22 protein-coding genes and 3 pseudogenes are annotated in these 25139 nt (G+C 69.8%); 7 read left to right on the top strand and 18 right to left on the bottom strand.

The window, feature by feature from the left end:
* Positions 1-91 precede the first annotated feature (91 nt).
* Together O1G22_RS42270 and O1G22_RS42265 are read right to left on the bottom strand one after the other, a co-directional pair.
* Positions 92-805, bottom strand: coding sequence for a gamma-glutamyl-gamma-aminobutyrate hydrolase family protein (locus tag O1G22_RS42270; RefSeq protein ID WP_270086159.1), 714 nt, complete (start codon positions 803-805; stop codon positions 92-94).
* Positions 802-2292, bottom strand: a complete 1491-nt coding sequence (locus O1G22_RS42265; protein WP_270086158.1) for an aldehyde dehydrogenase — start codon at positions 2290-2292, stop codon at positions 802-804. Before O1G22_RS42265 ends, O1G22_RS42270 begins: the two co-directional genes overlap by 4 nt.
* Positions 2293-2403: 111 nt before the next feature.
* On the opposite strand from O1G22_RS42265, the gene O1G22_RS42260 reads away from it, so the two are divergent.
* Positions 2404-3114 carry a type 1 glutamine amidotransferase gene (locus O1G22_RS42260; RefSeq protein WP_270086157.1) on the top strand — a complete coding sequence of 237 codons (711 nt, stop codon included), beginning with the start codon at positions 2404-2406 and terminating at the stop codon, positions 3112-3114.
* Positions 3115-3119: 5 nt separating this feature from the next.
* Here O1G22_RS42260 and O1G22_RS42255 read toward each other — a convergent pair whose 3' ends face one another.
* The 11 genes from O1G22_RS42255 to O1G22_RS42205 all read right to left on the bottom strand — a co-directional run bounded on the left by O1G22_RS42255 (position 3120) and on the right by O1G22_RS42205 (position 13358).
* Complete coding sequence (locus O1G22_RS42255) at positions 3120-3773, bottom strand: arginase family protein (protein ID WP_270086156.1); 654 nt, start codon at positions 3771-3773, stop codon at positions 3120-3122.
* A gap of 94 nt (positions 3774-3867) precedes the next feature.
* Positions 3868-5325: an APC family permease gene (locus O1G22_RS42250; RefSeq protein ID WP_270086155.1), complete on the bottom strand. Its 1458-nt coding sequence runs from the start codon at positions 5323-5325 to the stop codon at positions 3868-3870.
* Between the two features lie 149 nt (positions 5326-5474).
* The gene (locus tag O1G22_RS42245; protein WP_270086154.1) at positions 5475-5687 is read right to left on the bottom strand and encodes a ferredoxin; all 213 of its coding nucleotides are present in this window, start codon (positions 5685-5687) and stop codon (positions 5475-5477) included.
* A gap of 58 nt (positions 5688-5745) precedes the next feature.
* Positions 5746-6927, bottom strand: a complete 1182-nt coding sequence (locus O1G22_RS42240; protein ID WP_270086153.1) for a cytochrome P450 — start codon at positions 6925-6927, stop codon at positions 5746-5748.
* A 207-nt stretch (positions 6928-7134) separates the two neighbouring features.
* Entirely contained in the window at positions 7135-7770 is a 636-nt protein-coding gene (locus tag O1G22_RS42235; RefSeq protein WP_270086152.1) for a TetR/AcrR family transcriptional regulator, read from the bottom strand.
* A gap of 82 nt (positions 7771-7852) precedes the next feature.
* Positions 7853-8698, bottom strand: a complete 846-nt coding sequence (locus tag O1G22_RS42230; RefSeq protein ID WP_270086151.1) for a fumarylacetoacetate hydrolase family protein — start codon at positions 8696-8698, stop codon at positions 7853-7855.
* Positions 8699-8709: 11 nt separating this feature from the next.
* The gene (locus O1G22_RS42225; RefSeq protein WP_270086150.1) at positions 8710-9636 is read right to left on the bottom strand and encodes a 3,4-dihydroxyphenylacetate 2,3-dioxygenase; all 927 of its coding nucleotides are present in this window, start codon (positions 9634-9636) and stop codon (positions 8710-8712) included.
* Positions 9629-11092 (bottom strand): aldehyde dehydrogenase, encoded by a 1464-nt coding sequence (locus O1G22_RS42220; protein WP_270086149.1) that lies wholly within the window; start codon positions 11090-11092, stop codon positions 9629-9631. The genes O1G22_RS42225 and O1G22_RS42220 overlap by 8 nt, the downstream gene beginning before the upstream one ends.
* Before the next feature lie 33 nt (positions 11093-11125).
* Positions 11126-11932: an acetoacetate decarboxylase family protein gene (locus O1G22_RS42215; protein WP_270086148.1), complete on the bottom strand. Its 807-nt coding sequence runs from the start codon at positions 11930-11932 to the stop codon at positions 11126-11128.
* Positions 11933-11943: 11 nt separating this feature from the next.
* Positions 11944-13164 carry an NAD(P)/FAD-dependent oxidoreductase gene (locus O1G22_RS42210; RefSeq protein ID WP_428986464.1) on the bottom strand — a complete coding sequence of 407 codons (1221 nt, stop codon included), beginning with the start codon at positions 13162-13164 and terminating at the stop codon, positions 11944-11946.
* 5 nt (positions 13165-13169) lie between these two features.
* The gene (locus O1G22_RS42205) at positions 13170-13358 is read right to left on the bottom strand and encodes a ferredoxin (protein WP_067252810.1); all 189 of its coding nucleotides are present in this window, start codon (positions 13356-13358) and stop codon (positions 13170-13172) included.
* 352 nt (positions 13359-13710) lie between these two features.
* Between O1G22_RS42205 and O1G22_RS42200 the strand changes: the two genes are divergently transcribed.
* The 6 genes and pseudogenes from O1G22_RS42200 to O1G22_RS42175 all read left to right on the top strand — a co-directional run.
* Entirely contained in the window at positions 13711-15066 is a 1356-nt protein-coding gene (locus O1G22_RS42200) for a glutamine synthetase family protein (protein ID WP_270086146.1), read from the top strand.
* Positions 15067-15102: 36 nt separating this feature from the next.
* Positions 15103-16419 (top strand): cytochrome P450, encoded by a 1317-nt coding sequence (locus tag O1G22_RS42195; RefSeq protein ID WP_270086145.1) that lies wholly within the window; start codon positions 15103-15105, stop codon positions 16417-16419.
* 111 nt (positions 16420-16530) lie between these two features.
* A complete protein-coding gene (locus O1G22_RS42190) occupies positions 16531-17469 on the top strand; it encodes a TIGR03619 family F420-dependent LLM class oxidoreductase (protein ID WP_270086144.1) in 939 nt (312 codons plus the stop codon).
* Positions 17470-17569: 100 nt separating this feature from the next.
* Positions 17570-18046, top strand: a pseudogene (locus O1G22_RS42185) (NAD(P)-binding domain-containing protein); the annotation flags it as partial.
* Positions 18047-18215: 169 nt separating this feature from the next.
* Positions 18216-18518 (top strand): hypothetical protein, encoded by a 303-nt coding sequence (locus tag O1G22_RS42180; RefSeq protein WP_270086143.1) that lies wholly within the window; start codon positions 18216-18218, stop codon positions 18516-18518.
* A gap of 121 nt (positions 18519-18639) precedes the next feature.
* Positions 18640-18837: pseudogene (locus tag O1G22_RS42175) on the top strand (GNAT family N-acetyltransferase); the annotation flags it as partial.
* 36 nt (positions 18838-18873) lie between these two features.
* Here O1G22_RS42175 and O1G22_RS42170 read toward each other — a convergent pair.
* From O1G22_RS42170 to O1G22_RS42150, 5 genes and pseudogenes are all read right to left on the bottom strand, one after another.
* Positions 18874-20496: a CRISPR-associated endonuclease Cas3'' gene (locus O1G22_RS42170; protein WP_270086142.1), complete on the bottom strand. Its 1623-nt coding sequence runs from the start codon at positions 20494-20496 to the stop codon at positions 18874-18876.
* Between the two features lie 1652 nt (positions 20497-22148).
* Complete coding sequence (locus tag O1G22_RS42165; protein WP_270086141.1) at positions 22149-22508, bottom strand: ISAs1 family transposase; 360 nt, start codon at positions 22506-22508, stop codon at positions 22149-22151.
* 113 nt (positions 22509-22621) lie between these two features.
* A pseudogene (locus O1G22_RS42160) lies at positions 22622-22903 on the bottom strand (transposase family protein); the annotation flags it as partial.
* Between the two features lie 256 nt (positions 22904-23159).
* On the bottom strand, positions 23160-23870 hold the full coding sequence (locus tag O1G22_RS42155; protein ID WP_270086140.1) for a response regulator: 711 nt from the start codon (positions 23868-23870) through the stop codon (positions 23160-23162).
* Entirely contained in the window at positions 23867-25021 is a 1155-nt protein-coding gene (locus tag O1G22_RS42150; RefSeq protein WP_270086139.1) for a sensor histidine kinase, read from the bottom strand. Before O1G22_RS42150 ends, O1G22_RS42155 begins: the two co-directional genes overlap by 4 nt.
* Positions 25022-25139: the final 118 nt, after the last annotated feature.

The raw sequence follows: 25139 nt of genomic DNA, 5'->3' as shown, positions 1-25139 counted from the left end.
CCTGAGTACCCTGCCGAGGGCGGCGGCGTCGAGTTCCGGGGCCGGCCGGGGCTTTGGCCGCCTGGTGCTGCCGGAGAATGCCATGCCGGTGTCAGCGTCCGTGGTGGGCGGCTCGGACGAGGGCGTCGAACAGCCCCTGCTGGGCGGGGTCCTCGTGGGCGGTGTCCTCCGGGTGCCACTGGACAGCGGTGAACCATCCGTGGACTCCGGGGAGTTCGAGCCCCTCCACGGTGCCGTCGGCCGCGCGCGCGGTGACCGCGAGTCCCACGCCGGCACGGTGGACGCGCTGGTGGTGGTAGCAGGACGCCTCGACCTTCTGCGCGCCGGTGGCCTGCTCCAGCAAGGTGCCGGGCTGGATCGCCACAGGGTGGACGACATGCCGGTGCTCGCGTTCCGGGCCACCCATGTCCTGCTCCAGGGTGCCGCCGAGGGCGACGTTGACGACCTGGAGTCCTCGGCAGACCGCCAGCAGCGGCAGGCCCGAGCCGATGGCCTGGCGGGCGACCTCGATGTCGAAGTCGTCCTGGAGGTCGTCGACGTCGTAGACGCTCTCGTGAGTGTCGGTTGCGCCGTAGCGGTGCGGGGCGAGGTCTCCGCCGCCGGGGAGCAGGACGCCGTCGAAGCGGGCGAGACGCCCGGCCACGTCTCCGGAGGCGGGGTGGATGCTCGCCGGCTCGCCGCCCGCCCGCCACACCGCCTCGATCAGCGCGCGGGCGTTGACCTCGGCGGCGTAGCGCAGCGCGGAGGTGGTGGCGGAGAAGCGGGCGGGGACGGCGATCAGGGGGCGGACTGGGGTACGGCTCACAGCTGGATCCAGGTGGTCTTCAGTTCGGTGTACTTCTCGATGGCGTGGGCGGACTTGTCTCGGCCGTTGCCGGACTGCTTCATGCCGCCGAAGGGGACGGTCAGGTCGCCCTCCTCGTAGCAGTTGACCCAGACGGTTCCGGCCCTGAGCGTGCGGGCGACCTGGTGGGCGGTGGACAGGTCGGAGGTCCACAGGCCCGCGGCGAGGCCGTACTCCGTGTCGTTGGCCACCCGGACCGCCTCGTCCAGATCGTCGAACGTCAGCACTGACAGGACGGGGCCGAAGATCTCCTCGCGGGCCAGCCGCATGCCGGGGCGCACGTGGTCGAAGACGGTGGGGCGCAGGAAACTGCCGCCGGTCTCGGCCAGGGTGCGGCCGCCGCCGACGCGCAGGCGGGCGCCTTCCTCAAGGCCGGTCTCGATGTGGCCGAGGACCCGATCGAGGTGCCTCCCACCGGCCATCGCACCCATCTCGGTTGCCGGGTCGAGCGGATCCCCGACGATGAGTTCCCGGGCCCGCGCCACGATCGCGTCGGTGACCTGGCCGGCGATCGAGGAGTGCACCAGCAGCCGGGAGGGGGCGGTGCACATCTCGCCCTGGTTGAAGAAGATGCCCCAGGCGGCGGTGGCGGCGGCCTTCTCCAGGTCGGGCGCATCCGGGAAGATGATGTTGGGGGACTTGCCGCCGAGTTCGAGCCAGACCCGCTTGAGGTTGGAGTCGGCCGCGTAGTGCAGGAAGTGACGGCCCACGGCGGTCGAGCCGGTGAAGGCCAGGACGTCGACATCGGGGTGGAGACCGAGGGCTCGCCCGGCGACGGGGCCCTTGCCGTTGACCACGTTCAGCACACCCGGCGGCAGGCCGGCCTCGGTGGCGAGCCGGCCGAGCAGCAGGGCGGAGAGCGGGGAGTTCTCCGACGGCTTCAGTACGACGGTGCAGCCCGCCGCCAGTGCCGGGGCCACCTTCCAACCGGCCAGCGTCAGGGGGAAGTTCCACGGCACTACCGCGCCCACGACACCGGTCGGCTCCCGGGTGACCAGCGCCAGGGCATCGGGGGCGGTGTGGGGCGACTCGTCGGTGAGTTTGTCGGCCAGCTGCCCGTACCAGCGGAACGTGCTGATGACGGCGCGCAGTTCGATCTCGTACGCGTCCGTGATCGGCTTGCCCATCTCCAGGCTGACGGTCAACGCCAGTTCCTCGCGGTGCTCTTCGAGCAGGTCGGCGATGCGCAGCAGGATCCGGCCGCGGTCGGCCGGTGCGAGGCGGGGCCAGGGGCCGGAGTCGAAGGCCCGGCGGGCGGCGGCCACGGCCACGTCCACTTCCTCCGCGCCTCCGTCGGCAACCTGGGTCAGCACCTGGCCGTCGCGGGGCGAGACGGCGGCGAAGGTCGCCTCTCCCCCGCCCTCGTCGACGCCGTCGATGTGATGCGCGCCGACCAGGTCCAGTGCCTTGGCTCGGCGCAGCCATTCCTCGTGGGTGATGTCCAGCATGCGGAACCTCCGGATACTTTATTTGATTCCAAACGATATGGTGTGGGCTCAGCCGTCACAAGAGTTCACGGATCGATCCGACGGGTCCGTGAACCCGGGAGGGAGCCCACCGTGCGCGCGCTCGTCATCCAGCACGACCACGTGACCGACCCCGGTCCGGTCGGGGCCCGGCTCGTGCAGCGCGGATACGACCTGAGCGTCGTGACCGTCGTACCCGAACACCGCCACCACGCGCCGGACGTGGCCTTCGACTTCCCGGCCGCCGACGACTGGGACCTGATCGTGTCGCTCGGCGCGCCCTGGTCGGTGTACGACGAGACGGCCGTGGGTTCCTGGATCGGCGGAGAGCTGGCGCTGTTGCGCAAGGCCCATCACCTCGGCGTTCCGGTGCTCGGGGTCTGTTTCGGCGCTCAGGCACTGGCCACCGCGCTCGGGGGCTCGGTCGAGGCGTCGCCGCGCCCGGAGATCGGCTGGGTCGGGGTCGACACCGACGATCCCGAACTGATCGGCCCGGGCCCGTGGTTCCAGTGGCACTACGACCGCTGCCTCCTGCCCCCCGGAGCCGAGGAGGTGGCCCGCGACTCCGTGTGCACCCAGGCGTTCCGGCTCGGGCGGAGCCTGGGGGTGCAGTTCCATCCGGAGATCACGCCCACCACCGTGCGCCGGTACCTGGAGCTCGGCGGCGCCGAGCAGTGCCTGCACCACGGCGTGGACCCCGGTGAGCTGCTCACCCGGACAAGGGACCTGGCGACGACGACCCGCGCGAACGCCCGCCGCCTTGTCGACGGGTTTCTCGACCGGGTGGCGAACACGCCCGGCTGACCGTCTCATGCGGGCAGCACCAGCGCGGCGACCTCGTCGACCAGCGCCTTCTGGTACGGCGCGAGGTCGTGTCCCGTCATCCCGCCGACGTGCACGGAGAGGGTCAGGACGTCGGGCTCGTCCCAGAAGACGGACTGGGCGCCGTTGCCGTGGTGGACGCCCCCGTCGACCACCGCGGCCCGCCGCACGCCCAGGGCGGCACGGGTGTGCACGACCGCGTTCGCCACGTTGTTGAGCATGCAGAACCCCATGCCGGTGTGCGCCGGGGCGTGGTGCCCGCATGGGTGGACGAGCGCGTAACCTTTGTCCACCCGTCCGGTGACGACCGCTTCGACCAGTTCGATCGCAGTGCCGGCGGCGAGCGCGGCGATCTCGTAACCGCCCCTGGGCAGGGTGCTCTCACGCCGCAGTCGGCCGACGTGTTCGGGGGTGTGGACCCGCAGTACCTCTTCCTCCGTGGCGTGTCGAGCCTCGACTCGTTCCAGATGGTCGATCAGGCCGGACACGGTGACGAGCTCGTGCAGCCGCCGCTTGGTGTCGGCGTGTGCCACATGGTGGCCGATCGGCTGGAGTCCGGCGGCCGGATCGACGGGGAACAGCCCACCGCTGCCGCTGTCGGCCCAGCCGAACAGCTCGTGCCACACGTATCCCGTGCTCAATGAATCCTCCGTGCGCGGGTGGGAGCCGGACATGGCCGGCCCGGTCCCGGGGGGAGCGGGAACCGGACCGGTCACACCGTGAGAAGCGGCGTCCTCAGGCCTCGTCCGTCGCCCGGTCACGCGTCACGCGGGCGGCGACGACGCCGAGGACCAGGACCGCCGGGACGGCGAGTTCGAGCCAGGTCGCCGTGGTCGAGTCGCCGCCGATGAGGGTCGTGAAGTTGGCCATGATCAGCCAGATCGCACCGGCGATGCCGAGCGCGCCCAGGATGGGGGCGATCAGAGTGTTCCAGGGGCGGGCATCCAGCCGCTCGCGCCGGAAGAACACCACCACCGACACGGAGGTCAGCAGGTACAGGAGCATGATCCCCAGCACAGCCACCCCGCTGAACCACGAGAAGAGGGTCAGCACCGGGTCCTTGCCCAGCAGCGCGAAGGGCATGACGAGCAGCAGAGCGACCACGGTCTGCACGCTGCCCGCCACCCACGGCGAGTGACGCCGGTTGATCGCGGTCAGCCCGTGGGGCAGCAGGCCGTCGCGGCCCAGGGAGAAGAGGTAGCGGTTGGCGGAGTTGTGGAAGGCCAGGATGCCGGCGAAGAGGGAGGTCGCCAGGAGGATCGGCAGGACGTCGCCCACCCAGGCGCCGAACTGCGCGGTGATCGGTGCGAAGACCCATGCCGTGGCGTCACCGCTCGCCAGCGCCTTGCCCGCCTCGGCGGTGGCGCGGGAGGCACCGTGGGCGGAGACCAGCATCCACGAGGTGAAGGCGAAGAAGCCGGTGATCACGGCGACGGAGAGGTACGTCGCCCGGGGCACGGTCTTACGGGGCTCGCGCGCCTCCTCGCCGTAGATGGCGGTGGCCTCGAAGCCGAACATCGACGCCACGGCGAACATCAGGGCCACGCCGGGAGCACCCTGGAGCGCGGCGTGGGGCGAGAAGCTGTCGGTGAAGCCCAGCCCCTCGGGGCCGCCGCCCTTGAAGAGGGTGACCAGGGCGAAGACGAGCAGGATGCTGAACTCGGCCAGGACGAACACGGCCAGCACCCTGGCGCCCATCTCGATGCCCGCCGCACCGAGGGCCTGGACGATCGCCATGGTGACCAGGGCCCAGACCCACCAGGGGGCGTTCAGGCCGGTGTAGTGGTCGACCAGGCCGCTGACGATGGATCCGTACAGCCCGTACATGGCGGCCTGGACCGCGCAGTAGGCGAAGAGCGCGACACTCGCGCTGCCGGACCCGGTGGGACGGCCGAGCCCCTTGCCGATGTACGTGTAGAAGGCGCCGGCGTCCACGACGTGGCGTCCCATGGCGACGAAGCCGACAGAGAACAGCAGGATCACGACGCCGGCCCCGGCGTAGGCGGCGGGCGCCCCCGCGCCGTTGCCGATGGCCACGGCAATGGGCACGGCCCCGGCAATGCCGGTCAGGGGCGCCTGCGCGGAGAGGACGAAGAAGAGGATGCCGAGGACGCCGAGGGAGTTGGGCTTGAGTCGGCCAGCGGTGGGTTCGTCCTGCACGGTCTGGTTTCTCTGGACCGTTTGACTGTCCACGCGGATCACCTGCCTGGGGAGGGGAGCGAAGGAGGTTTATTTTGGAGCCAAACGAGTTGCCTCATAGTGGGGCTGAACTATCCATACGACAAGGGGTTGGGCGATGATTTTTCGCCACCGCCCCCGCTTCTTACGAAGCCGTAACCCGGCTACTCGTGGACCGTGATGGCCTGCAGTGGGCAGACTTCCGCAGCCTCGTGCACCTCGTCGGCGTTCGCCGCGTCCACCTCCGCCGCGTACAGTTCGGTGGCCTCGTTCCGCAGGGACAGGCGCCCCTGCTCGTCGAGGGCGAAGAGGCCGGGGGCGGCGTAGACGCACTGGCCGTGGTCCTGGCACTTCTTGAGGTCGACTTCGACGCGCATGGTGGCTCCTGAGTGTGGTGCTGTGCTGTGTGCTGGGGGAGGAACGGCCGGCGTGCGGTCAGCGCAGCCGGATCGGCAGGTGGGCGATGCTGCGCAGGAACTCGGTGTGGGTGAAGGTCGGCTCACCGGCGAGTTCGATCGTGCTGAAGCGGTTGACCAGCGTGGTGAAGACGACGTCGGCCTGTGCGCGGGCGAGCACCTGTCCCGCGCAGCCGTGCTGGCCGGAGCCGAAGGCCAGGTGCTGGCTCGCGGCGGCCGGACGGTTGTGGTCGAAGCGGTCCGGGTCGGGGAAGGCTTCCGGGTCGCGGTTGGCGGAGCCGATGAGCAGGACGAGGACCTCGCCGGCGGGCACGGTCGTGTCGCCGATGACCGTTTCCTGGGTGGTGAGGCGGGAGACCATCTGCTCGGGGGTCTCGATGCGCAGCACCTCGTTGATGAAGCCGGGCCGGATGTCCGGCTGGTCGCGGTAGATCCCGATGTACTCGGGGTGTTCGGCCATGTGCCGGATGCCCTGCACGATGAGGTGCTTGATGTCCAGGTGACCGACGGCGAAGAAGAGCAGGATCGAGAAGATGACCTCGTTCTCGGTCATGTTCCCCGCGTCCTGCTCGGCGAGGAAGTGGTCGATCAGTCCGCTGCCGGGGTGGGCGCGCTTGTGGTCGATGAGTGCGCGGTTGTGCTGCTCGTACCATTCGAAGGCCTCGCCGGTGACCCGCCAGTCGTCTTCGTCGGACCCGGGCCCGAGGCTGACGCCGATGTCGTAGGTGGCCTTCTGGATCTCCAGCATCTTCGTGGGCTCGACGCCGAAGATGTGACAGATGGTTTCGAAGGTGGAGCGCAGGGCGAGGTCGTCCACCGCGTCGAGCGTGCCGCCCGCCTCGACCGCCTTGTCGAGTACGGCGTCCACGGACGCCTGCATCACCTTGGACCACTCCTCGACCGCCTTGGGCGTGAACCAGCGGTTGGTGATGCGGCGCAGCCGGGTGTGGTCGGGGGCGTCCTGGCCGAGCACCGTGTCGTGCAGCGGGTCGGCCACGCCGAAATCGAGCTTGCGGACGCTGAGGGTGGGGTTGCGGATCAGCTTCGCGACGTCCTCGTAACGGGACACCACGTACACGCCGATCGGATGCCGGTAGACGGGCGCCTCCGCACGGAGCCGGGCGTAGTACGGAGCGGGGTCCGCCCGGTAGCCGGGGTCGCGGAACGGAAGCAGCTCGGCTGCGGGAGCCTCGATGGTCATGGGGATCTCCTAGGGATGCATGGCGGCCGCGGACGGGTCCCTGCCATGCAGGCGAGAATTATCCATCTGGAAAGCTGCGTCAATGTTTCCGGCGGCCGTAACCAACTCTTTACTCGTACGGAATCAAACGAGATCATGGCGCCGAACGGCGAAAGGCTCCGGACGCGGAACGTCCGGAGCCTTGGAACAAGCAGGTCAGAGGGGTTTTCAGCCGTCCTCGGCGGTACGGTCGCCAGCAGCGTCACCGTTGGCGTCGAGGAACCGCAGCAAGGAGCGCAGCTCTTCCAGTGCGGCATCCGTGACCTCGGGCTCACCGAGGACGAGCTGGTGCAGTACGAGGCCGTCGAGCGCGGCGAAGACCAGCCGGGTCAGTGCCTTGTCCGCGCCGCCGGGCAGCATGCGGGTCAGTTCGCGCTGGGTGGCGTCGAAGTACTCGTCGTACAACGCGCGGATCTGGGGCAGCAGCTCCGGGCGGCGGCGCGATTCGAGCAGCAGCTCGTACTGGAACGCCTGGACGTCCGGATCCGCCGTGACCATCTCCGACAGCCCCGCCGAGAAGTCCGCGACCCTGCCGGTGCCCGGTTCGAGCGCGCTGGTGTTCAGCGAGGTTCGGATGGTGTGGGCGAGGGTCTCCTCGATCAGCGCGTCGCGCGAACCGAAGTGGTGCACCACGAGGCCGTGCGTGACCCCGGCCTCCTCCGCGACGGCCCGGTAGGTGAGCCTGCGCAGGCCTCCCCGCGCCACCACACGGACGGCGGCGTTCAGCAGGGCTTCGCGGCCCTCGCCGTAGTGCAGGCGCTTGCGTGAGGGCCGGCTCTTGGGGGCGTCGGTGGACTCGGTCATGGGGGCGACCTTACCTGGGCGGGCGGCCGCACCGGACGCCTCGGTCGGCAGGTCCGGTGCGGCGCCGTCTCATGGGCGTCCGTCAGCGCCTGGGCGGGCGGATGCCGCGGAACTCCCAGTCGCCGCCGAGCGCGGTTGACAGGACCTCCTCGGACTCGGTGGGCTGGGCGCCGACGTCGGTACGGACCGGGGTCGGGCCGGTCACGATGTGGTTCGTCAGCCTGCCGAGCCCCTCCACCTCCACCTCGACCACATCCCCCGGCTGGACGGGCCGGGAGTTGGCGGGGGTGCCGGAGAGCAGGACGTCACCGGGGTAGAGGGTGATGGTGCGGGCGATGTCGGCGACGAGGTAGTGCATGTCCCACTTCATCTCGTCGGTCGAACCGTCCTGCACCACCTCACCGTTGACGTAGGTGCGCAGGCTCTTGCCGTGGAAGTCCCAGTCGGTGACGAGACCGGGGCCGAGGGGGCAGAGGGTGTCGGAGCCTTTGACGCGGAGCATGGACCCGGCGTCGGTGTCGCGGAAGTCGTGCAGGCCGTAGTCGTTGGCGATCGTGTAACCGGCGATGTACTCCCCCGCCTCGGCCGGGGAGATGTTCCGCGCGGTCTTGCCGATGACGATGGCGACCTCGCCCTCGTAGTTGAGCCACTTGCAGCCCTCGGGGCGGACGACGGCGCCCTTGTGGGAGTTGAGGGAGGAGGTCGGCTTGTGGAAGTACGTGGGAGTGTCGGGCAGGTCGATCCGGAACTCGTCGACGCGGCTGCGGTGGTTGAGGTGGACGGCGATCACTTTGGACGGCACGACCGGCGGCAGGTGCTGGGCCTCGTCGGTCTTGACGCGGCGGCCGTCCCCGGCGACCAGTTCGTCGCCGTCGACGGTGACCCGGACGGCGGCGCCGTCCAGCAGGATGCGGCGGTATTCGGGCATGGCGGGCCTTTCTAGATACGGCTGTGAGGGGTGCGCGGGGAGGGCAGGCCGGCGCCGGTCCAGCCGTCGGCCGGGCGGTCGAACCAGAGGTGGACCTGACCGGTGCCGATGGAGTTCTCGTACTCGCCGTACTGGCGGCCCTTGGCGACGCACGCCTGTTCGCCGAGGGCGCCGGCCATCATCAGGTAGTGGAAGAACTTCGCCTCCGGCTTGTACTTCCAGAAGGCGTCCATGGTGTCGAGGACCTTGTCGTGGCGGCCCTCCTTGAACCAGGCGATCCGCTCCTGGTCGGCCTCGCGTGCCTCGGGCGTGAAGATGTGCACCGGGTCGCTCGACTCGTGGTCGCGCAGCTCGCGCAGCGGCCAGAAGGTGTGTGACAGCGCACCGGAGGCGATGAGCAGGACCCGGCGGCCCGGGGTGGCGGCGATGCCGTCGGCCAGCGCCCGGCCGAGGCGCAGGTGGTCCTCCATGTCGCCGGTCTGGCACACCCCGATGGTCACCCATCGCTTGTCGGGCAGCCCCTCCCCGAGGAACTTCCAGAGGTTGATGGTGGCGTAGTAGATCGGCAGGTACTCGTCGTCGATCGCGGTGATCCAGGTGCCGTGCTTGTCCGCGAACTTCTCGATGTTGTGGGCGAGTTCGGGGTCGCCCGGGAAGTCGTACGGCATCCGGCACATGCCGCGCGGCAGCTCCTCGGAGGTGAACAGCCCCGCACGCCGCTGCTGGGCGGTGACGACGAACTCGACCGTCGTCGCCCAGTGGGAGTCCAGGACGACGACGGTGTCGTAGTCGTCGCGCTCGAAGACGTCCTTACGCAGCTGGTGCAGGCCGGTGACGAGGGTGATCTCCTTGCCCTCGTTGAGCTCCAGCCGGGTCTCCTGCGGAAGCACGATGGTGGGGACGTGGGCGAGCAGGCCCGCCCCGACGATCTCACCCATGGTTCCTCCACCCGTTCGGCGCGGTCACGGTGTTCTTCACGTCGCAGTAGAAGTCGAAGCTCCAGGTGCCGCCCTCGCGGCCGACTCCGGAGTGGCGGGAGCCACCGAAGGGCGCCTGCAGGTCGCGGACGAAGAAGCAGTTGGTCCAGACCGTGCCTGCGACCAGCTGGGCGGTGACGCGTTCGGCGCGCTCCGGGTCACCGGTGGCGAGCGTGGCGGCCAGCCCGAAGCGGGTGTCGTTGGCGAGGCGGACGGCCTCGTCCTCGGTGGCGAAGGTCTGCAGTGTCAGGACCGGGCCGAAGACCTCCTCCTGCACGATCTCCGAGTCCTGGGCGACGTCGGTGAGGAGGGTCGGCGCGTAGTACTGGCCGTCCTTGCGGTGGCCGCCGATGACCGCGCGGGCCCCGGCCGCGATTGCCCGCTGCACGAACCCGTCGATCTTCTCCAGCTGGCGCGGGTGGATGTTCGGCCCGATGTCGGTGGCCTCGTCACGCGGGTCGCCCTGGGTGAGCTGCCCGGCCTTCTCGACGAAGCGGCGGGTGAACTCCTCGGCGACCGACTCCTGGACCAGGAAGCGCGTTGCGGCCAGGCACACCTGCCCGGCGTTGTCGTACTGCTCCACCGCCAGGTCGACTGCGAGGTCCAGGTCGGCGTCGGCGAACACCAACAGGGGGGACTTGCCGCCGAGTTCGAGACTGAGCGGGGTCAGGTTCGCGGCAGCCGAGGCCGAGATCCGCTTCGCCGTCGGCACCGAACCGGTGAAGCTGATCCGCCGCACGTCAGGGTGCGAGGTCAGGGCGTCACCGATCTCCGAGCCGTACCCCTGCACGACGTTCAGCACCCCGGCCGGCAACCCGGCCTCGGCGGCGATGTCGGCCAGCAGGGAGGCGGTCAGCGGGGTCCACTCGGCGGGCTTGAGGATGACCGTGTTGCCGGCCGCGAGAGCCGGGGCGACCTTCCACGTGGCCAGCATCAGGGGGGCGTTCCAGGGGGTGATCAGAACGCAGGGGCCCGCCGGGTCCCAGCTGACGTGGTTGGTGTGCCCGCGCGTCTCGAAGTCCTCGTGCTCCAGCTTCAGCAGCCAGTCCGCGAAGAAGCGGAAGTTGTGGGCGACGCGGGGCATGACGCCCCGGCGGTGGGAGCGGAGCAGGGCGCCGTTGTCGCAGGTCTCGACGATGGCGAGCTCTTCCAGCCGCTTCTCGACGCCGTCGGCGACGGCGTGCAGGATACGGGCCCGTTCGGCGCGGGGGGTGGCGGCCCAGGCGGGGAAGGCGGCCTTCGCCGCGGCCACCGCGGCCGCAGCCTCCATCGCGGTCCCCCGGGAGATCTCCCCCAGAAGGCTGCCGTCGATCGGCGAGACATCGGTGAACGTTTCGGTGGAGGCGACGCGCTCGCCGCCGATCCAGTGCCGGGTGTCGACGGCGACCCCGGCCACCGTGAGGGTGTGCTCGGTCATGTCCGGTCTCCAAGTCCTGTGGTGCGTACGGGGTTACTCGGCGCCGGACGTGCCGGACTCCAGCAGCCGGCCGCCGTCCCAGACGACGCCGACCTGCCGGTAGTAGGCGGCGATCGGTTCGCGGATCTCCAGGCGTGCCAGTTCCTCGGTGGGCGCCTCGAACAGCTCCAGCTCGGCGTCACCGCGCCACGGCTGCCCGCCCTCGAAGGAGGCGGCGCCGGACTCGATCAGCTCGTCGAGCGCCAGGCCCTTGCCCTTCTCGATGGAGGGCAGCCAGCGGTGGTGGGCCATGGGGTGGGCGTTGACGAAACCGTTGGTCTCCGACGGCTCACGCAGGGTGACCACGGCCTGGGCGAGGCGCCGGTCGGCGGCGGCGAGGGTCGCCCCGAAGCGGGCGCCGGCCTCGATGCGCGGTGCGGGCCCGTAGGGGTGCGGGCGGGTCTGGTGGATCGAGCCGAGCTTCTTCGGATAGCCCTGGTGCAGCCCGCGCGCAATCGCGAAGTCCTTGTCGACCCAGATGTACACGCAGCGGGTGTAGGTCTGCCCCCGGTACTTGCAGCGCACGACCGCGAACGCCTCCTTGTACTGGGCCAGTACCGGGTCCAACAGCTCCTGACCAGAACCCGAGCAGGACTGCCAATCGGCCCAGATCAGCGCCACGGCGCCCGGGTCCTCGTCCGCCAACTCCAGCGGCTCGGGAAGCAGTTCACGCACCCGCGCGGGATCCGTGCGGTACTCGACGGTCAGCAGGTCGCCGGAGTAGCGCCACGGCGGGGACGGGATCAGCGAGGAGGCACCGCTCGCTGTCTTGGGGTGGAAGTAACCACGGACAGTGGACATGAAGGGATTCCTTACGCGGTGAGGGCGGGCTGCTTGAGCAACTGGGCGCGATAGCGGGCGGCGCCCATCGCGGCGGCCTGACCGCCGAGCGCGACGACGCCGACGAGCCGGCCACCGGTGTGATATCCGACCAGCACGTCACCGTCGGGGTCGCCGTCCAGGACCCGTACGTCGTCCTTGCCCAGGACGGGCGCGCCGAAGGACTGCAGCCGGAAGTCGTGCTGGTCGCTCCAGAACGTCTGCAGCGGGGCGAAGGGCGCCAACTCCGCGTCCGTACCGGTGAGATGGGCGACGAGGGCCTTCGCGGCGTGCTTGGCCGTGTCGGTGGGGATCGACCAGTGCTCGACACGCCGGGGTACGCCGTCGTAGCGGGCGTTGGGGAAGCGGGCGACGTCACCGACCGCGACGACCTCCGGCCGTCCCCCGACCCGCAGCTGCTCGCAGGTGAGGACGCCGTCACTGAGGTCGAGGCCGTTGCCCTCCAGCCACTCGACGTTGGCCACGGAGCCGACCGACTCCACGACCACATCGGCGGGCAGCACAGTGCCGTCGCTCAGCACGACCCTGGTGACCCGGTCCTCGCCCTCGAAACCGGACACTCCGGTGCCCAGCGCGAAGCGCACCCCGCGCTCCTCGTGCCGCTTCAGCAGCGCGCGACCCAGCAGTTCGCCGAGCGGGCCGACCATGGGCAGGGGGAACGGATCGACGACGGTCACCTCGCGGACGCCGAGGCCCACGGCGGTGGCGGCGACCTCGCAGCCGATGAAGCCGGCGCCGACCACGACCACGCGGGCACCAGGGCGGGTCAGCTCGTCGCGCAGGCCCTGGGCGTCGGCCAGGGTGCGGACGGTGTGGCGGCCGGTGAGCGGTCCGGGGCAGCGCAGGCGCCGGGGCCGCATGCCGGTGGCGACGACCAGTCCGTCGTACGAGATCGCCGCGCCGTCGTCGAGTTCGACGACGCGCCGGTCGAGGTCGGCCGCGACGACCCTCGTGCCCAGCCGCCACTCCACGTCGGCGGCGGCTGCCTTCGGCGTGAAGGCGAGCGACTCGAAGGGTGCCTTGCCGGCCAGCACCTCCTTGGACAGCGGGGGGCGGTTGTAGGGCATGTGGGGCTCGTCGCCGATGACGGTGATCGTCCCGGTCCAGCCCGCGGCGCGCAGTTGTTCGGCGGCGCGCAGGCCGCCCATGGAGGCGCCGGCGACGACGACACGTCCGGTCGTGGGTGCGGTCATGGCGGTCATCCCTCGATCCGGATGGCCTGCAACGGACACACGTCGGCGGCTTCTTCGACCTCGTCGCGCAGCGCGTCATCGGGGTCGGACACGTACACCAGGTGTCCGTCGTCGTCCATCGAGAAGACGTCGGGGGCGGCGAAGACGCACTGGCCGTGGTCCTGGCACTTGTTCATGTCGACGACGACCTTCATGGCGGTCCTCCTGAGGGGTGAGGCGTCGGAGCAAGGAAGAGGGGGAGGAAGAGACGAGCCCGGCCCGGGTTCAGCCGGGCCCGTCGGCCAAAGGGGGCGAAATCCAGCGGATGCCGCATCCCTTACTCGTTTGGCTTCAAACAAGATAGGAAGCCGCTCGACCCTGGTCAATACCTGTCCAGATGGATAACTTTTTTCTACCAGCCCCTTGCGGGGTGGCAACCCCCTTCATATCGTTCGGGATCAAATGATTAGTCCGGGGCGCGCTTCTCCCCCGCCCCGGCCTCCCTCCGCACCCCCTCCCCAGTGCCCCCGGCACGGGGAGTCCCTTCCTTCCGCCAAGGAGACACCGGTGAGCGCATCCGACACCCCAGACATCCGCCGGCACATGGAGCGGCTCGCCGCCGCGGGCGTCGACGTGGTCCGGGTGGTCTACCCCGACCTGATCGGCACGGACCGCGCCCGCGAGGTGCTGCTGGACCATCTGCCGTCGGCCTGCGAGCACGGCCTGGCCTTCTGCCGCGCCGTCTACCACACCACACCGCAGGGCGACGTCGTCGCGGTCGCCGGCGGTCTGGACGCCGGTCTGCCGGACGTGACCGTACGCCCCGACCTGTCCACCCTGGCCGTCCTGCCCTGGGAGCCGGGGGTCGCCGCCTGCCTGGGCGAGGTCACCGACCCGGCGACCGGTGCCCCGGCGCCCGAGTCCCCCCGCGACCTGCTGCGCACCGTCCTGGCCCGCTGCGCCGAGCAGGGACTGCGCCCCGTCGTCGGCCCCGAGCTGGAGTACTTCCTGCTGGAACCCGCCCCCGGCTCGCCCACCGGCTGGCGCCGCTCACCGCAGACCACCGGCGCCGTCTACACCGCGGGCCTGCGCGCCGACCCCGACAACCACCTGCTGCGCACCCTGCGCGCGCTGCGCGACCTGGGGCTCGGTGTCGTCACCGGCAACCACGAGTTCGACGGCGGTCAGTACGAGATCAACCTCACCCACTCCGCCGCCCTCGACGCCGCCGACCGCGCCTTCCGCTTCAAGGCCGCCGTCAAGGAACTGGCCCGCAAGGAGGGCAACCTCGCCACCTTCATGGCCAAGCCCTTCGGCGACGCGGGCGGCTCCGGCTTCCACCTCCACCTCTCCTGCAACGACGCCGATGGCCACAACGCCTTCGACGACCCGGCGGACTCCTACGGCCTGTCCGCCACGGCCCGGCACGCCATCGCGGGCATTCTCGCCCACGCGCCCGCGCTCGCAGCCCTGGCCAACCCGACCGTGAACTCCTACAAGCGCTTCGGCCCGGACACCCTCGCCCCCTGGCTGATCGACTGGGGGCTCGACAACCGCAGCGCCATGGTCCGCATCCCGCCGGAGCGCGGTGGCGGGGCGCGGCTGGAGCTGCGGCTGGGCGACGCAAGCGCCAACCCGTACCTGCTGATCGCCGGCACGATCGCCGCCGCGCTGCTCGGCGTCCAGGCCGGCGAGGAACCGCCCGCCCCGCTTCAGGGCTACGGCTACGACACCTCCCGTGCCGCCCTGCTGCCCCAGAGTCTGTCGGCCGCGCTCGACGCGCTGGAGTCTGACACCGCCCTGACCGACCTGCTCGGCAAGGACTTCACCACGTCCTTCCTCACCTACAAGCGGGACGAGCTCGAACGCTTCGGGCGGCACGTCACCGACTGGGAGTTCACCGAGTACGCCTACCACCTGTAAGCCCGCCCCGAAACCCTCGCCCGAAGGAACCGCCCCATGACCAGCCCCACCGTTCCCGCCGTCCCCACCACCCGGGCCGAGCTGCGCGCAGCCCTCGACGAGCCCCTGCCGCTCGACCGGGTGGACCTCGCCGACCTCGACAACTTCGCCGACGGCATCACCCCGTGGCGCATGTTCCACACCCTGCGCCACCAGGACCCGGTCCACTGGCAGCCCGAAGAGACCCCCAACTCCGGCTTCTGGGCGGTGACCCGCCACGCCGACATCGCCACCGTCGACCGCGACCCGGAGACCTTCACCTCCACGAGGTTCGTCAACCTCGAAGAACTCGACGACGACCAGATCAAGAAGCGCGCCTCCATCCTGGAGATGGACGGCGTCCGCCACCGCGCCCTGCGCAGCGTGATCCAGCGGCAGTTCGGCGCGAGCGTCATCAACAGCTACAGCGACTTCCTGCGCGGCCTGACCGCAAAGACGCTGGATGCGGCCCTCGCCAAGGGCACCTTCGACTTCGTCGCCGACGTCTCCGCCGACTTCCCCATCAACGTCTTGGCCCGGCTCCTCGACGTCCCGCCGGAGGACAACCAGCAGCTCATCGACTGGGGCAACCGCATCATCGGCAACACCGACCCCGACTACGCGGACGTTCTCCTGCACAGCGCGGAGAGCGAGAAGTACCGCGACCTGCCGTTCCGTTCCCCCGCGTCGATCGAAGTCTTCGAGTACGGCAGGGAGCTGGCGCGGCAGCGGCGCGGCGGCGACGGTACGGACCTGGTCTCGAAGCTGGTCAACACCACGCCGCGCGACGGCGTCCCGCTCTCGGCCCAGGACTTCGACAACTACTTCCTGCTCCTGGTGGTGGCGGGCAACGAGACGACCCGCCACACCATCTCCCACTCCATGCTGGCCCTGCTCCAGCACCCCGAGCAGCTGGCGAAGCTGAAGGACGACCCGTTGCTGATCCCCACGGCGGTCGAGGAGTTCCTGCGCTGGGCCTCCCCCGTCTACCACTTCCGCCGCACCGCCACCCGCGACGTCGAACTCGGCGGCAAGCACATCAAGGAAGGCGACAAGGTCGTCATGTGGTACGCCTCCGGCAACCGCGACGAGCAGGTCTTCGGCAACCCCTACGACTTCGACGTCACCCGGCAGAACAACGACCACGTCACCTTCGGCAAGGGCAGCCCCCACCTGTGCCTGGGCAACCTGCTCGCCCGCACCGAGATCCGCATCATGTTCGAGGAGCTCATCCCGCGCATCGCCGACATCAAGCTCGCCGGCGATGTCCCCCGCGTCCGCTCCAACTTCGTCAACGGCATCAAGAAGCTGCCGGTCGAGGTCACCCTCGCCTGACCGCCGGCCGCAGCCGTCCAGACGGCTGCGGCCGCCCCGGGCGCCCCGGCCAGAACGAGCGGCCGCCCCTCACTTCTGCCCTCAAACACGCCCGCCTTGAGGATCGCCACGATGACCACTCCCCGCATGCAGCTCGTCCTGAGCGAGAACTGGACCATGACCGCAGGCCGCGCGGACCTGCCGACCGTGGTCCGCTGGGCCCGCGAGGCGGAGGACGCCGGATTCGACTCCGTCATGATCAGCGAACACATCGTGCTCGGCCCGGACGCCGGAGCAGGCGGGGTGATGGGCAACCCCCGCGACTACGCCCTGCCGGGCAACCAGGACCCCCACACCCCATGGCCCAACTCCCTCATGCTGCTCAGCGCGATCGCCGCCGTCACCGAGCGCCTGCGCCTCGCCGCGTCGGCGGTCATCGCCCCCCTGCGGCACCCCCTGCTCCTGGCCCGCGAGCTCGGCACCCTCGACCTTCTCTCCGAGGGCCGTCTGATGGTGCTGCCCAACGTCAGCTGGAGCCGGGACGAGTACGCGGCACTCGGTGTCCCGTTCTCCCGGCGCGGCAAGCTCCTCGACGAGCACCTGGAGATCTGGGCGAAGCTGTGGGGCCCCTCCCCCGTGTCCCACGAGAGCGAGTACTACACCTTCCGGGACGTCTACTTCGAGCCCAAGGCCTACCACCCGGACGGCCCCCGGCTCTGCTTCGGCGGCGCGGGCATGCACGACGCGATGGTCCGCAGGATCGTCCAGTACGGCCATGCCTTCAACCCGCTGGGCAAGGTGACGTCCGAGGAGATACAGACGCTGAAGGCCGCGATGGCCGCGGCGGGCCGCGACATCGCCGACCTGGAGATGATCGGCAGCACCCGCGCCGTGTTCCCCGACGACGACTCCTGCGCCGACCTCGCCCAGGCCCTCGAACCCATCCCCGAGCAGATGGCCCAGGGCTTCACCACCTTCTGCATCAAGCCCTCGCAGTTCACCGACGACCCGAACGGAGTGGGCGCCTTCTGCCGCGAGGTGATCCGTCGCGTTCAGTCCCTGACCGCCTGACGGCGCCGGCCGATGTCCCGCATCGCGGCCCGAGCGGCCCGCTGACGACGAACGGCACCGGGCCGCGGAAGAACGAACCGAACGAGCCGAGAACCACAGCATGACGACTTTCGACGAAGCCGCCGGTACCCGTCCCTCCACTCCCGCCGCGGCCACTCGAAACGATCCCCATCGCCTTCCCGATGTGTCCGGCCTGGTCGTCGGCATCCTCGGCGGAACCGGCCCACAGGGGCGTGGCCTCGCCTACCGGCTCACCGGCGCGGGCCAGCAGGTCGTCATCGGGTCACGGAACGCCGCACGGGCCGCCTCCACCGCAGCAGCCATCGGCGATGACGTCCGCGGCGCTGACAACGCCACGACCGCGCGGGAGAGCGATCTGGTGATCGTCGCCACTCCCTGGAAGGGGCATGCCGAGCTACTGACCACACTCCGCGATGAACTCGCCGGCAAGATCGTGGTCGACTGCGTCAACCCGCTCGGCTTCGACAAGAAAGGAGCCTACGCGCTCAGGCCCGAGGAGGGCAGCGCCGCCCAGCAGGCTGCCGCGCTGTTGCCGAACTCCCGGGTGACCGCCGCGGGCTGACATCTACGAACTCTCCATCGCCCTGAATCTATGCGACGGGCTCTCTGACGAAGAGGTTGCAGCGCTACGGTGGCATCTCGGGCTGGGCCCTGAGCCGGAGAGTCTGCGCATCGTCTCCGCATTCCCGACAGTCGTCGAGGAAGAGACCGGCGAACCTGTCGTGGTGGACGAGCCCGTGCCTCTTCTCGCCCAGCAGGGCCAGGCATGGAAGGTGGACGGAGCGCTCGTCTCGGTACTGCTGAGCCCTCAAGACACCTGTTACGGGACATGGGCCCTGACCGTTCGGCAGGAGATCCACCCCGACGAATTCGACAGCACGGGCGAACTGCTCACCTGGCTGGCGTCGAAAGCAGATGACCGGCACCGTACGTCCACCGGCGAGATCCGCCTGGGCTGGACCAGGTTCTGTGACTCGGACTGCTTCGAGCCCTTGGCAGTTCGAAATGGCGAGGTCACGTGGCCCTGAGACACTGTTCCATGGGTTTTGTCCGTGAGTTGTATGAGCGCGTATCGCCCGGCGGGTGTGCGATAGGTTGCCCGCCATGACCGAGCTTGGAGGCTGGACCGTCACCTGACCGCCTGCCCCGATCAGGACCGAACGACTCGTGCTCCGCGAGTCCGAGGCCCAGGACCGTACGGCGTTCATCGAGCTGTTCGCCTCGCCAGAGGTGGGCAGCTACATCGGTGGCCCGCGACCGCGTGATGAGCTTCAGCGCGCAGTGCCTGAGGTGCCCGGGCGGCGCCCTGGCCTTTTCGTGATCGACCTCGACGGTGCCCCGGAGGGCGACCGCCACTGTGGATGGACTCGGCCAACCACCTCTTCAAATACTGGTTGCGATCCTCGGCCGCCCCAGAGGGCGACCGCCACACCTTGAGCAGCGCGAAGGCGATGCCTTCCAGGACGTTGCGATCCTCCGTCGCTCCGGAGAACGACCGCCACGTTCCAGCCCAACGGCCACGGGTACAGCGACTATCAGTTGCGATCCTCGGTCACCCCGGAGCACGACCGCCACCTGGAACCCGGTGGAGGGGTCCTGCCCCTGCTCGTAGTTGCGATCCTCGGTCGCCCCGGAGGGCGACCGCCACTCTGGCTGACCAGCAAGAGCACAGCAGTTCCTGGTTCCTTCAAGGCCCTTCCACCGGGGCAGCTCCCAGAACGACGGCTGGGTGGCCGACACCAGCACCACGGTCACCCCGAAGTGATCGACCAGCCCGCGCAGCACGCTCAAGATCGGAACGAGCAGCCGGTCCGGCAGAGCCTGGACCTCGTCCAGCACGATCACGGAGCCGGCCAGATGGTGCAGACGGCGCATCTGCGACGGCCTGTGGGAGAACAGCGACTCGAACAGCCGCACCGTGGTGGTCACCACGAACGGAGCGTCCCAGTTCTCCGCCGCCAGCCGCGCGGTATGCGCCCGCCGCTCCCACTCATCCCGCTCGGGCTGCGAAAGCCCGTCCAGCGGCACCTGCGTATCGAGATCCACCCCGCTGTGGTGCTCCAGCACCACAGCCTCCTCCCCCGAACCGGGCTCAGCATCCAGAAGACGCCGATAGACCGCCGCGTTCTGCTCCGTGATCGAGATGAACGGCACAGCCAGCACCACACGCCGCATCCCGTGCGCGGCCGCATGCCGCAGGGCGAACCCCCCGGAAGCCAGCGTCTTCGCCCCACCCGTGGGCACATGCAGCACGTACACACCCGGATCCCCCGACGCCGCAGCACACGCCTGCTCATACACCGACTGCCGCACCGCATCCACCGGAGACGACTCCCGACCGGCCAGCATCTTCGCCCGCCGCGCCTCATACCGCTCCACCAGCACACCCATGTCCACAGGCTCACGCACACGCGCCGAAGTGCCCTCGAAGCGCGCGGACGTATCCAGGAAGTCCGCATCCACCACGCAGCTGAACAGCATCCGCAACAGCAGATCCAGACCCAGCCGGCACTCAGGCTTGGGCACCTCCATCAACCATCCCGGCAGCGCGGGGCGCGGCTGCAGATGGATCTGCGGAACCACAGCCTCCACCGCACTGATGGCGTCCTCGACAAGCCTGGCGTGCTCCCCGCCGGGCTGCGCCTTCACCAGCTCGGTCCGCAGCTTGTCCACGTCCGGCAGGCCACCATGGTGACCGAAGACCACCGCACCGAAGGCCAACTGCGTGTAGCGGTCGGCGAGCACGGTGCCGGCGTGCTTATGCGACAGCCCGACCCTGCCGCCACCACGACGCTCCGCCGCCAGGTGACCGCCCTGCCACGAACAAGTCCCCTTGCCCACATCGTGGATCAACGCAAGGTACGCAGCCAGCTCCCCCGAGCCGAACACCTCACCGAACCGCCTCGCCAGCGCCGCCGAACCACGCAGATGCTCCTCCAGCGAATGCCGCATCCCCGACACGGCACTCAGACTGTGCGCATACAACTCATCAACAGACGCCGGCATATCGAATCCCCCAGGACCGAACACGATCTCTGTGTGAACCCTGCGGACCGGAAACGTACACGCCCGCCACCTCTGACAACGGACCCCATGACCGTAGAAGCATCGTGCGGCAGCAGACCGTCATGACTATGCTCTCGGCCGCTCACCAACGCCCGAGAGTCATGCTTCGGAACCCCAAGTGCACACGAGACACGCGATCTACACCGAAGCTGAACAACCCATTTCACCCTGTTTGGGCCGCCTCAGTGGCTTCCCAAGGAGCACCGACTACAGTGATCTCGCTGGTCAGCCAGCGTGGCGGTCGTCCTTCGGGACGGCCGAGGATCGCAACCCGCGAAGGCACGAGAAACCCCCAGGCGGGCAGCCCGGTGGGGCGGTCGTCCTTCGGGACGGCCGAGGATCGCAACAGCATGTCCTCGGACACGATCACAAACTGACCCTTATGGCGGTCGCTCTCCGGGGGGTCGAGGGTCGCAACGGGTTCATGCGGGCCCTGACCAACCACGGAGGCTGAACGGGGCGGTCTTCCGGGACGGCGGGGATCGCAACCCTACGTGCGGCCGGTCACAGGCGTCGACTACGGCCAGGTCGTCACCGAACGGCTGGAGCCCTCGCCGCAGTCAGCGGTCCGCGAGATCCTCGGGGTCCGCCGGCCTTCGGGATGAGTGCTGCAGAAACTGGGCAACGGCCGCGGGGGACGGAGGCAAGCTGAGACTGGTCGGGAAGAGGCCCAGGCACGAGCGATGTCCATGCGTCAAAATGGCGTGGACACCTCATCAGGAGGGGCAAAGTTGGACGGCAGAACCGGCGCGAGTCACTTCTGGCAAGCAGTCGCGGCCGCTGCCGCCGCCCTGGGGGCGCTCGTCGCCCTCGTCGCCTATCTATGGCCGAACTCCAGCACCTCAGGGAGCGCCGACGTCACGACGTCCCAGGCGTCGGTTCTGCCGACGCCTACCCCCCGCAGCGCGGCTCCTCTCAGCGGAACCCCGACGACTACGGCCGCAACGACCCCACAGCAAGCGCCGGTTCTCGCCCAGGCCACTTTGCGGATGTCGGAGTCGAATGTTTCAGGCGTAGACGTCGGCACCCTGCCTCTGGCTGTCAGCACCGGCAGCAGCGTGCAGTCCTTCTGGGTCGGCAGCGGCGAGATCTACGCCGCCAATGGCGAGAGCACCGCCCTGGCGACATGGAACGTGCCAGGCAACCCCACGGTGGACGGCTGCGCGAACCTGCTTCGGACGCAACCGGTCTACTCGCTCCCCAATCACGCAGGCCTGCAATTCTGCACCGAGGGCCTCTATTCGCCACACAGAGTAGCTGCAGCGCAATGTTCTCTCCTACGACGGCACCGTCAGCGAGATCCGCATCACCATTTGGAATGAGCAGATCAGCTAAGCCGCCGACTGCCGAGCATAACGATCAACGACGGCGCCCGCGGACGCTCCAGCGGCCGGGCAGCGCGGAGGCGGCGCCGACGCGCAACACAGCCCCCAGGGCGCCCGATCCCCCCGGCGAGCCAGCCTCTGCCCCAACTGGCTCTGTTCACCAGAACCGGGTTCTGGCACAGATCTTGGGGAGCGGTCGCGGAGGGTCACCGCGGTGTTCGATTGCGAGGGTTCGGGTTCGCGTGAGACCGCGCACACCCTGCCGTCCTACAAGATGCGGTGGTGGGCGTGGGTGCGGTGATAGTGGTCGAGGGCGATCTCGCGCCAGGGCAGGTGACGGACGCGGTCGAACAGACCGGGATGGTTCTTCTTCACGATCGCCAGGTAGTGAGCGTCACGCTCGCGCAGGTAGGTGCCGTGGTTGTGCTGGGTGTGCAGGGCGTCAGCGGTGACCACGGCGCCGGCCAGGTCCACGGTGTCCAGCAGCGGAGCGAAGGCGGGGATCTCGTTGCTCTTGTCGGCAGCCTGCCGCTGAGCGAGCACGCTGCCGGTGTGCTCCATCGCCGCCAGCAGTGCCACGGCCGCCTGGCCTGCGTGGCGCGAGCCGCGCAGTGTCTTACCATCCACCGCAACCGCGCGCCGGCCGGCATCGCGGCCGGTCTTGCGGCACGCTCGGTCAGGAAGGCACCGATCACCTCATCGAGGGCGTCCCCGTCGAGCCGGGCGAGCAGGCGACGCAGCGTGGCCGGATGCGGTGCGGGCACATGGCCGGTGAGTGGGTCGGGCGGGAAACCCAGGCTGCGCAGCGCCCAGCAGGGAGCGTCCGCGATCCACTCGCCGATCGCAACCAGGGATCGGGCGCCAGCCAGCACGCTCGCGGCGGCGGCACCCAGCAGCGCACCAAGCGGGTAGCGGCGGCCACGCCGGCCGCGGGGATCGGGCAGCAGGTCCAGGAAATTCAGCAGGCAGGCGGCGTCGGGAACCGGCGCTGGAGCATCAACCTGGGCCAGGTGCTCCAGCACCGCGGGCCTGGGGGATGATTCAGGGGCAGGCACGGACTCGCTCGATGGCCAACGGACTCGACACCCACATGATCATCGAGGCCGTGTCTGCGCTGCTTCCCGGGCCCGACAGGGGAGATGACGTCGCGTCATGCGTGAACCGGAACCAACCGCCATCACGCACGAGACCCTGGTTTCCGAGTACCCTTTCGTCCGGTCCCGAAGAGGCGAACTCAGAAATAGGCGCGGTTACGATCGCTCCGGAATCCTGCGGTACCTACGGTACGGATGGGCCCGACGCCCCGGCGTCCGGTTGTACGAGCCCGGTCTCGTATGCAAGGACGACCGCCTGGACCCGGTCGCGCAGTTCGAGCTTGGTCAGGAGCCGGGCCACATGCGTTTTCACTGTGGCCTCGCTGAGCGTCAACGAGGCGGCGACCTCGGCGTTGCTCAGGCCACGTGCGACCAGTCCGAGCACCTCGCGCTCTCGCGGTGTGAGAGCGGACAGGTCCCGTCCCCCCGCCGGGGTGCCTCTCGCGGCGGTCGGGACCGTCCCGGGACGCGCCGCGTAGCGGTGGACCAGGCGGCGGGTGATCGACGGGGCCAGCAGCGCGTCGCCGGCGCGGACGAGCTGGACCGAGGCGACCAGCTGCTCGGGGGAGATGTCCTTGAGCAGGAACCCGCTGGCGCCGGCGGCCAGGGCCTCGTAGACGTACTGGTCCAGGTCGAACGTGGTCAGGATGATGATCCGCACTCCGTCGCCGGGCCCGCCCGGGTTGTGCGCCAGGATGCGGCGGGTGGCCTCGATCCCGTCCACTTCGGGCATGCGGATGTCCATCAACGCCACGTCCGGCCGGTGTTCGGCGACGGCGGCGACCGCCTCCGCTCCGTCGGCCGCCTCCGCCACGACGTCGATTCCCGCCTCCCGCAGGATCAGCCGGAACCCGCCGCGGACCAGCGCCTGATCATCGGCGATGACGACCTTCATGCCGGCAGAACCGCCCGCACCCGCCAGCCGCCTTCCGCGCGCGGCCCCGCATCGAACTGTCCGCCGTACAGCGCCAGCCGCTCCCGCAGCCCGAGCAGCCCCCGGCCCCAGTTGCCGCCCGTGCCCGGACCGTTGTCGCTGACCGTGATCACGAGTTCGTCTCCCCAGTGGATCGTGACGGCGGTGGCCGCGTTCGCAGTATGTCGCAGAACGTTCGTCAAGGCTTCCTGAACCACCCGGTAGGCGGCGAGGTCCGCGCCCGGCGGCAGCGGCCGCGGGGTGCCGCTGACATCCAGCTCGACCGGAAGCCCCGCGGCGGACACCCGCTCGATCAGGGCAGGCAGCTTGTGCAGGCCCGGTTGCGGGTGCAGAGCGGCGCTCTCGCCGTCCCGCTGCGTCGGGCTGAGCAGCCCGAGCAGGTTCCGCAGCTCGGCCATAGCGACCCGGCCGCCGGCCTCCGCGGCCAGCAGCGCCTCCTCGGCCTCGCCCGGGGAGGTCTTCAGCATCTTGCGTGCCGCTCCGGTCTGGATCACCATCACGCTGACGTTGTGCGTCACCACGTCGTGCAGCTCGGCCGAAATCCGGGCCCGCTCGGTCTCGATCGCCTGCAGCGTGGCGGTCTCCTGCTCGTCCGCGGCGCGCCGTAGCCGCGCGGCGGAGTCGTTGAGCCGCCGGCGCAGTTCGCGAATACCGAGCCCGGCGATCACTGTGGGCGCGATGGTCAGCACCGCGGTGAGCCGGCCGGGGAACCTGGGCAGGGGGGAGTACGCGGTGGCGGCCAGCGTGACGACCACCACGCCGGCAATGGCCAGGTTCCGGTACTTGCTGTAGGCGATGGCACTGTAGGCGGCGAACACCGCCGCACCGAGGGCCACCGGCGGCACCGTCGCCTGCTGTACGACCATGATGGCGGCGATGATCACCAGCCAGGCCGCGATGGGGAACACCCGCCGCAGCGCGAGCGGCAGCGCGGTCAGCGCCACGAGGCCCAGAACCGGCCCATGGCTGGTGGTCTGCGCTGCTTCGAACACAGCGGCGACGGCCGCACCCACCGCGATCGCTCCGTCCAGCGCGATTCCCCAGCCGGACGGGGCGGTGCGAGGCTCGGCCTGCCGAAAGAACGCGAGCAGCGCCTTCATTGCCCCCGCCATAGGAATCATTGTTGCCGCCTCCCCCCTGCTGGGCATCATCCAGTAGGGGTAGCTTGCTTACATCCAGGGGATGACAGCGGTCCATGGTCAGCCGATTACGGTAGGCGATTTCGCCATC

Origin of the sequence: Streptomyces camelliae (assembly GCF_027625935.1) — a bacterium.
GTDB lineage: Bacteria > Actinomycetota > Actinomycetes > Streptomycetales > Streptomycetaceae > Streptomyces > Streptomyces camelliae.
The sequence above is the reverse complement of the archived record's forward strand: the minus strand, read 5'-3'. Positions and strand labels throughout refer to the sequence as shown.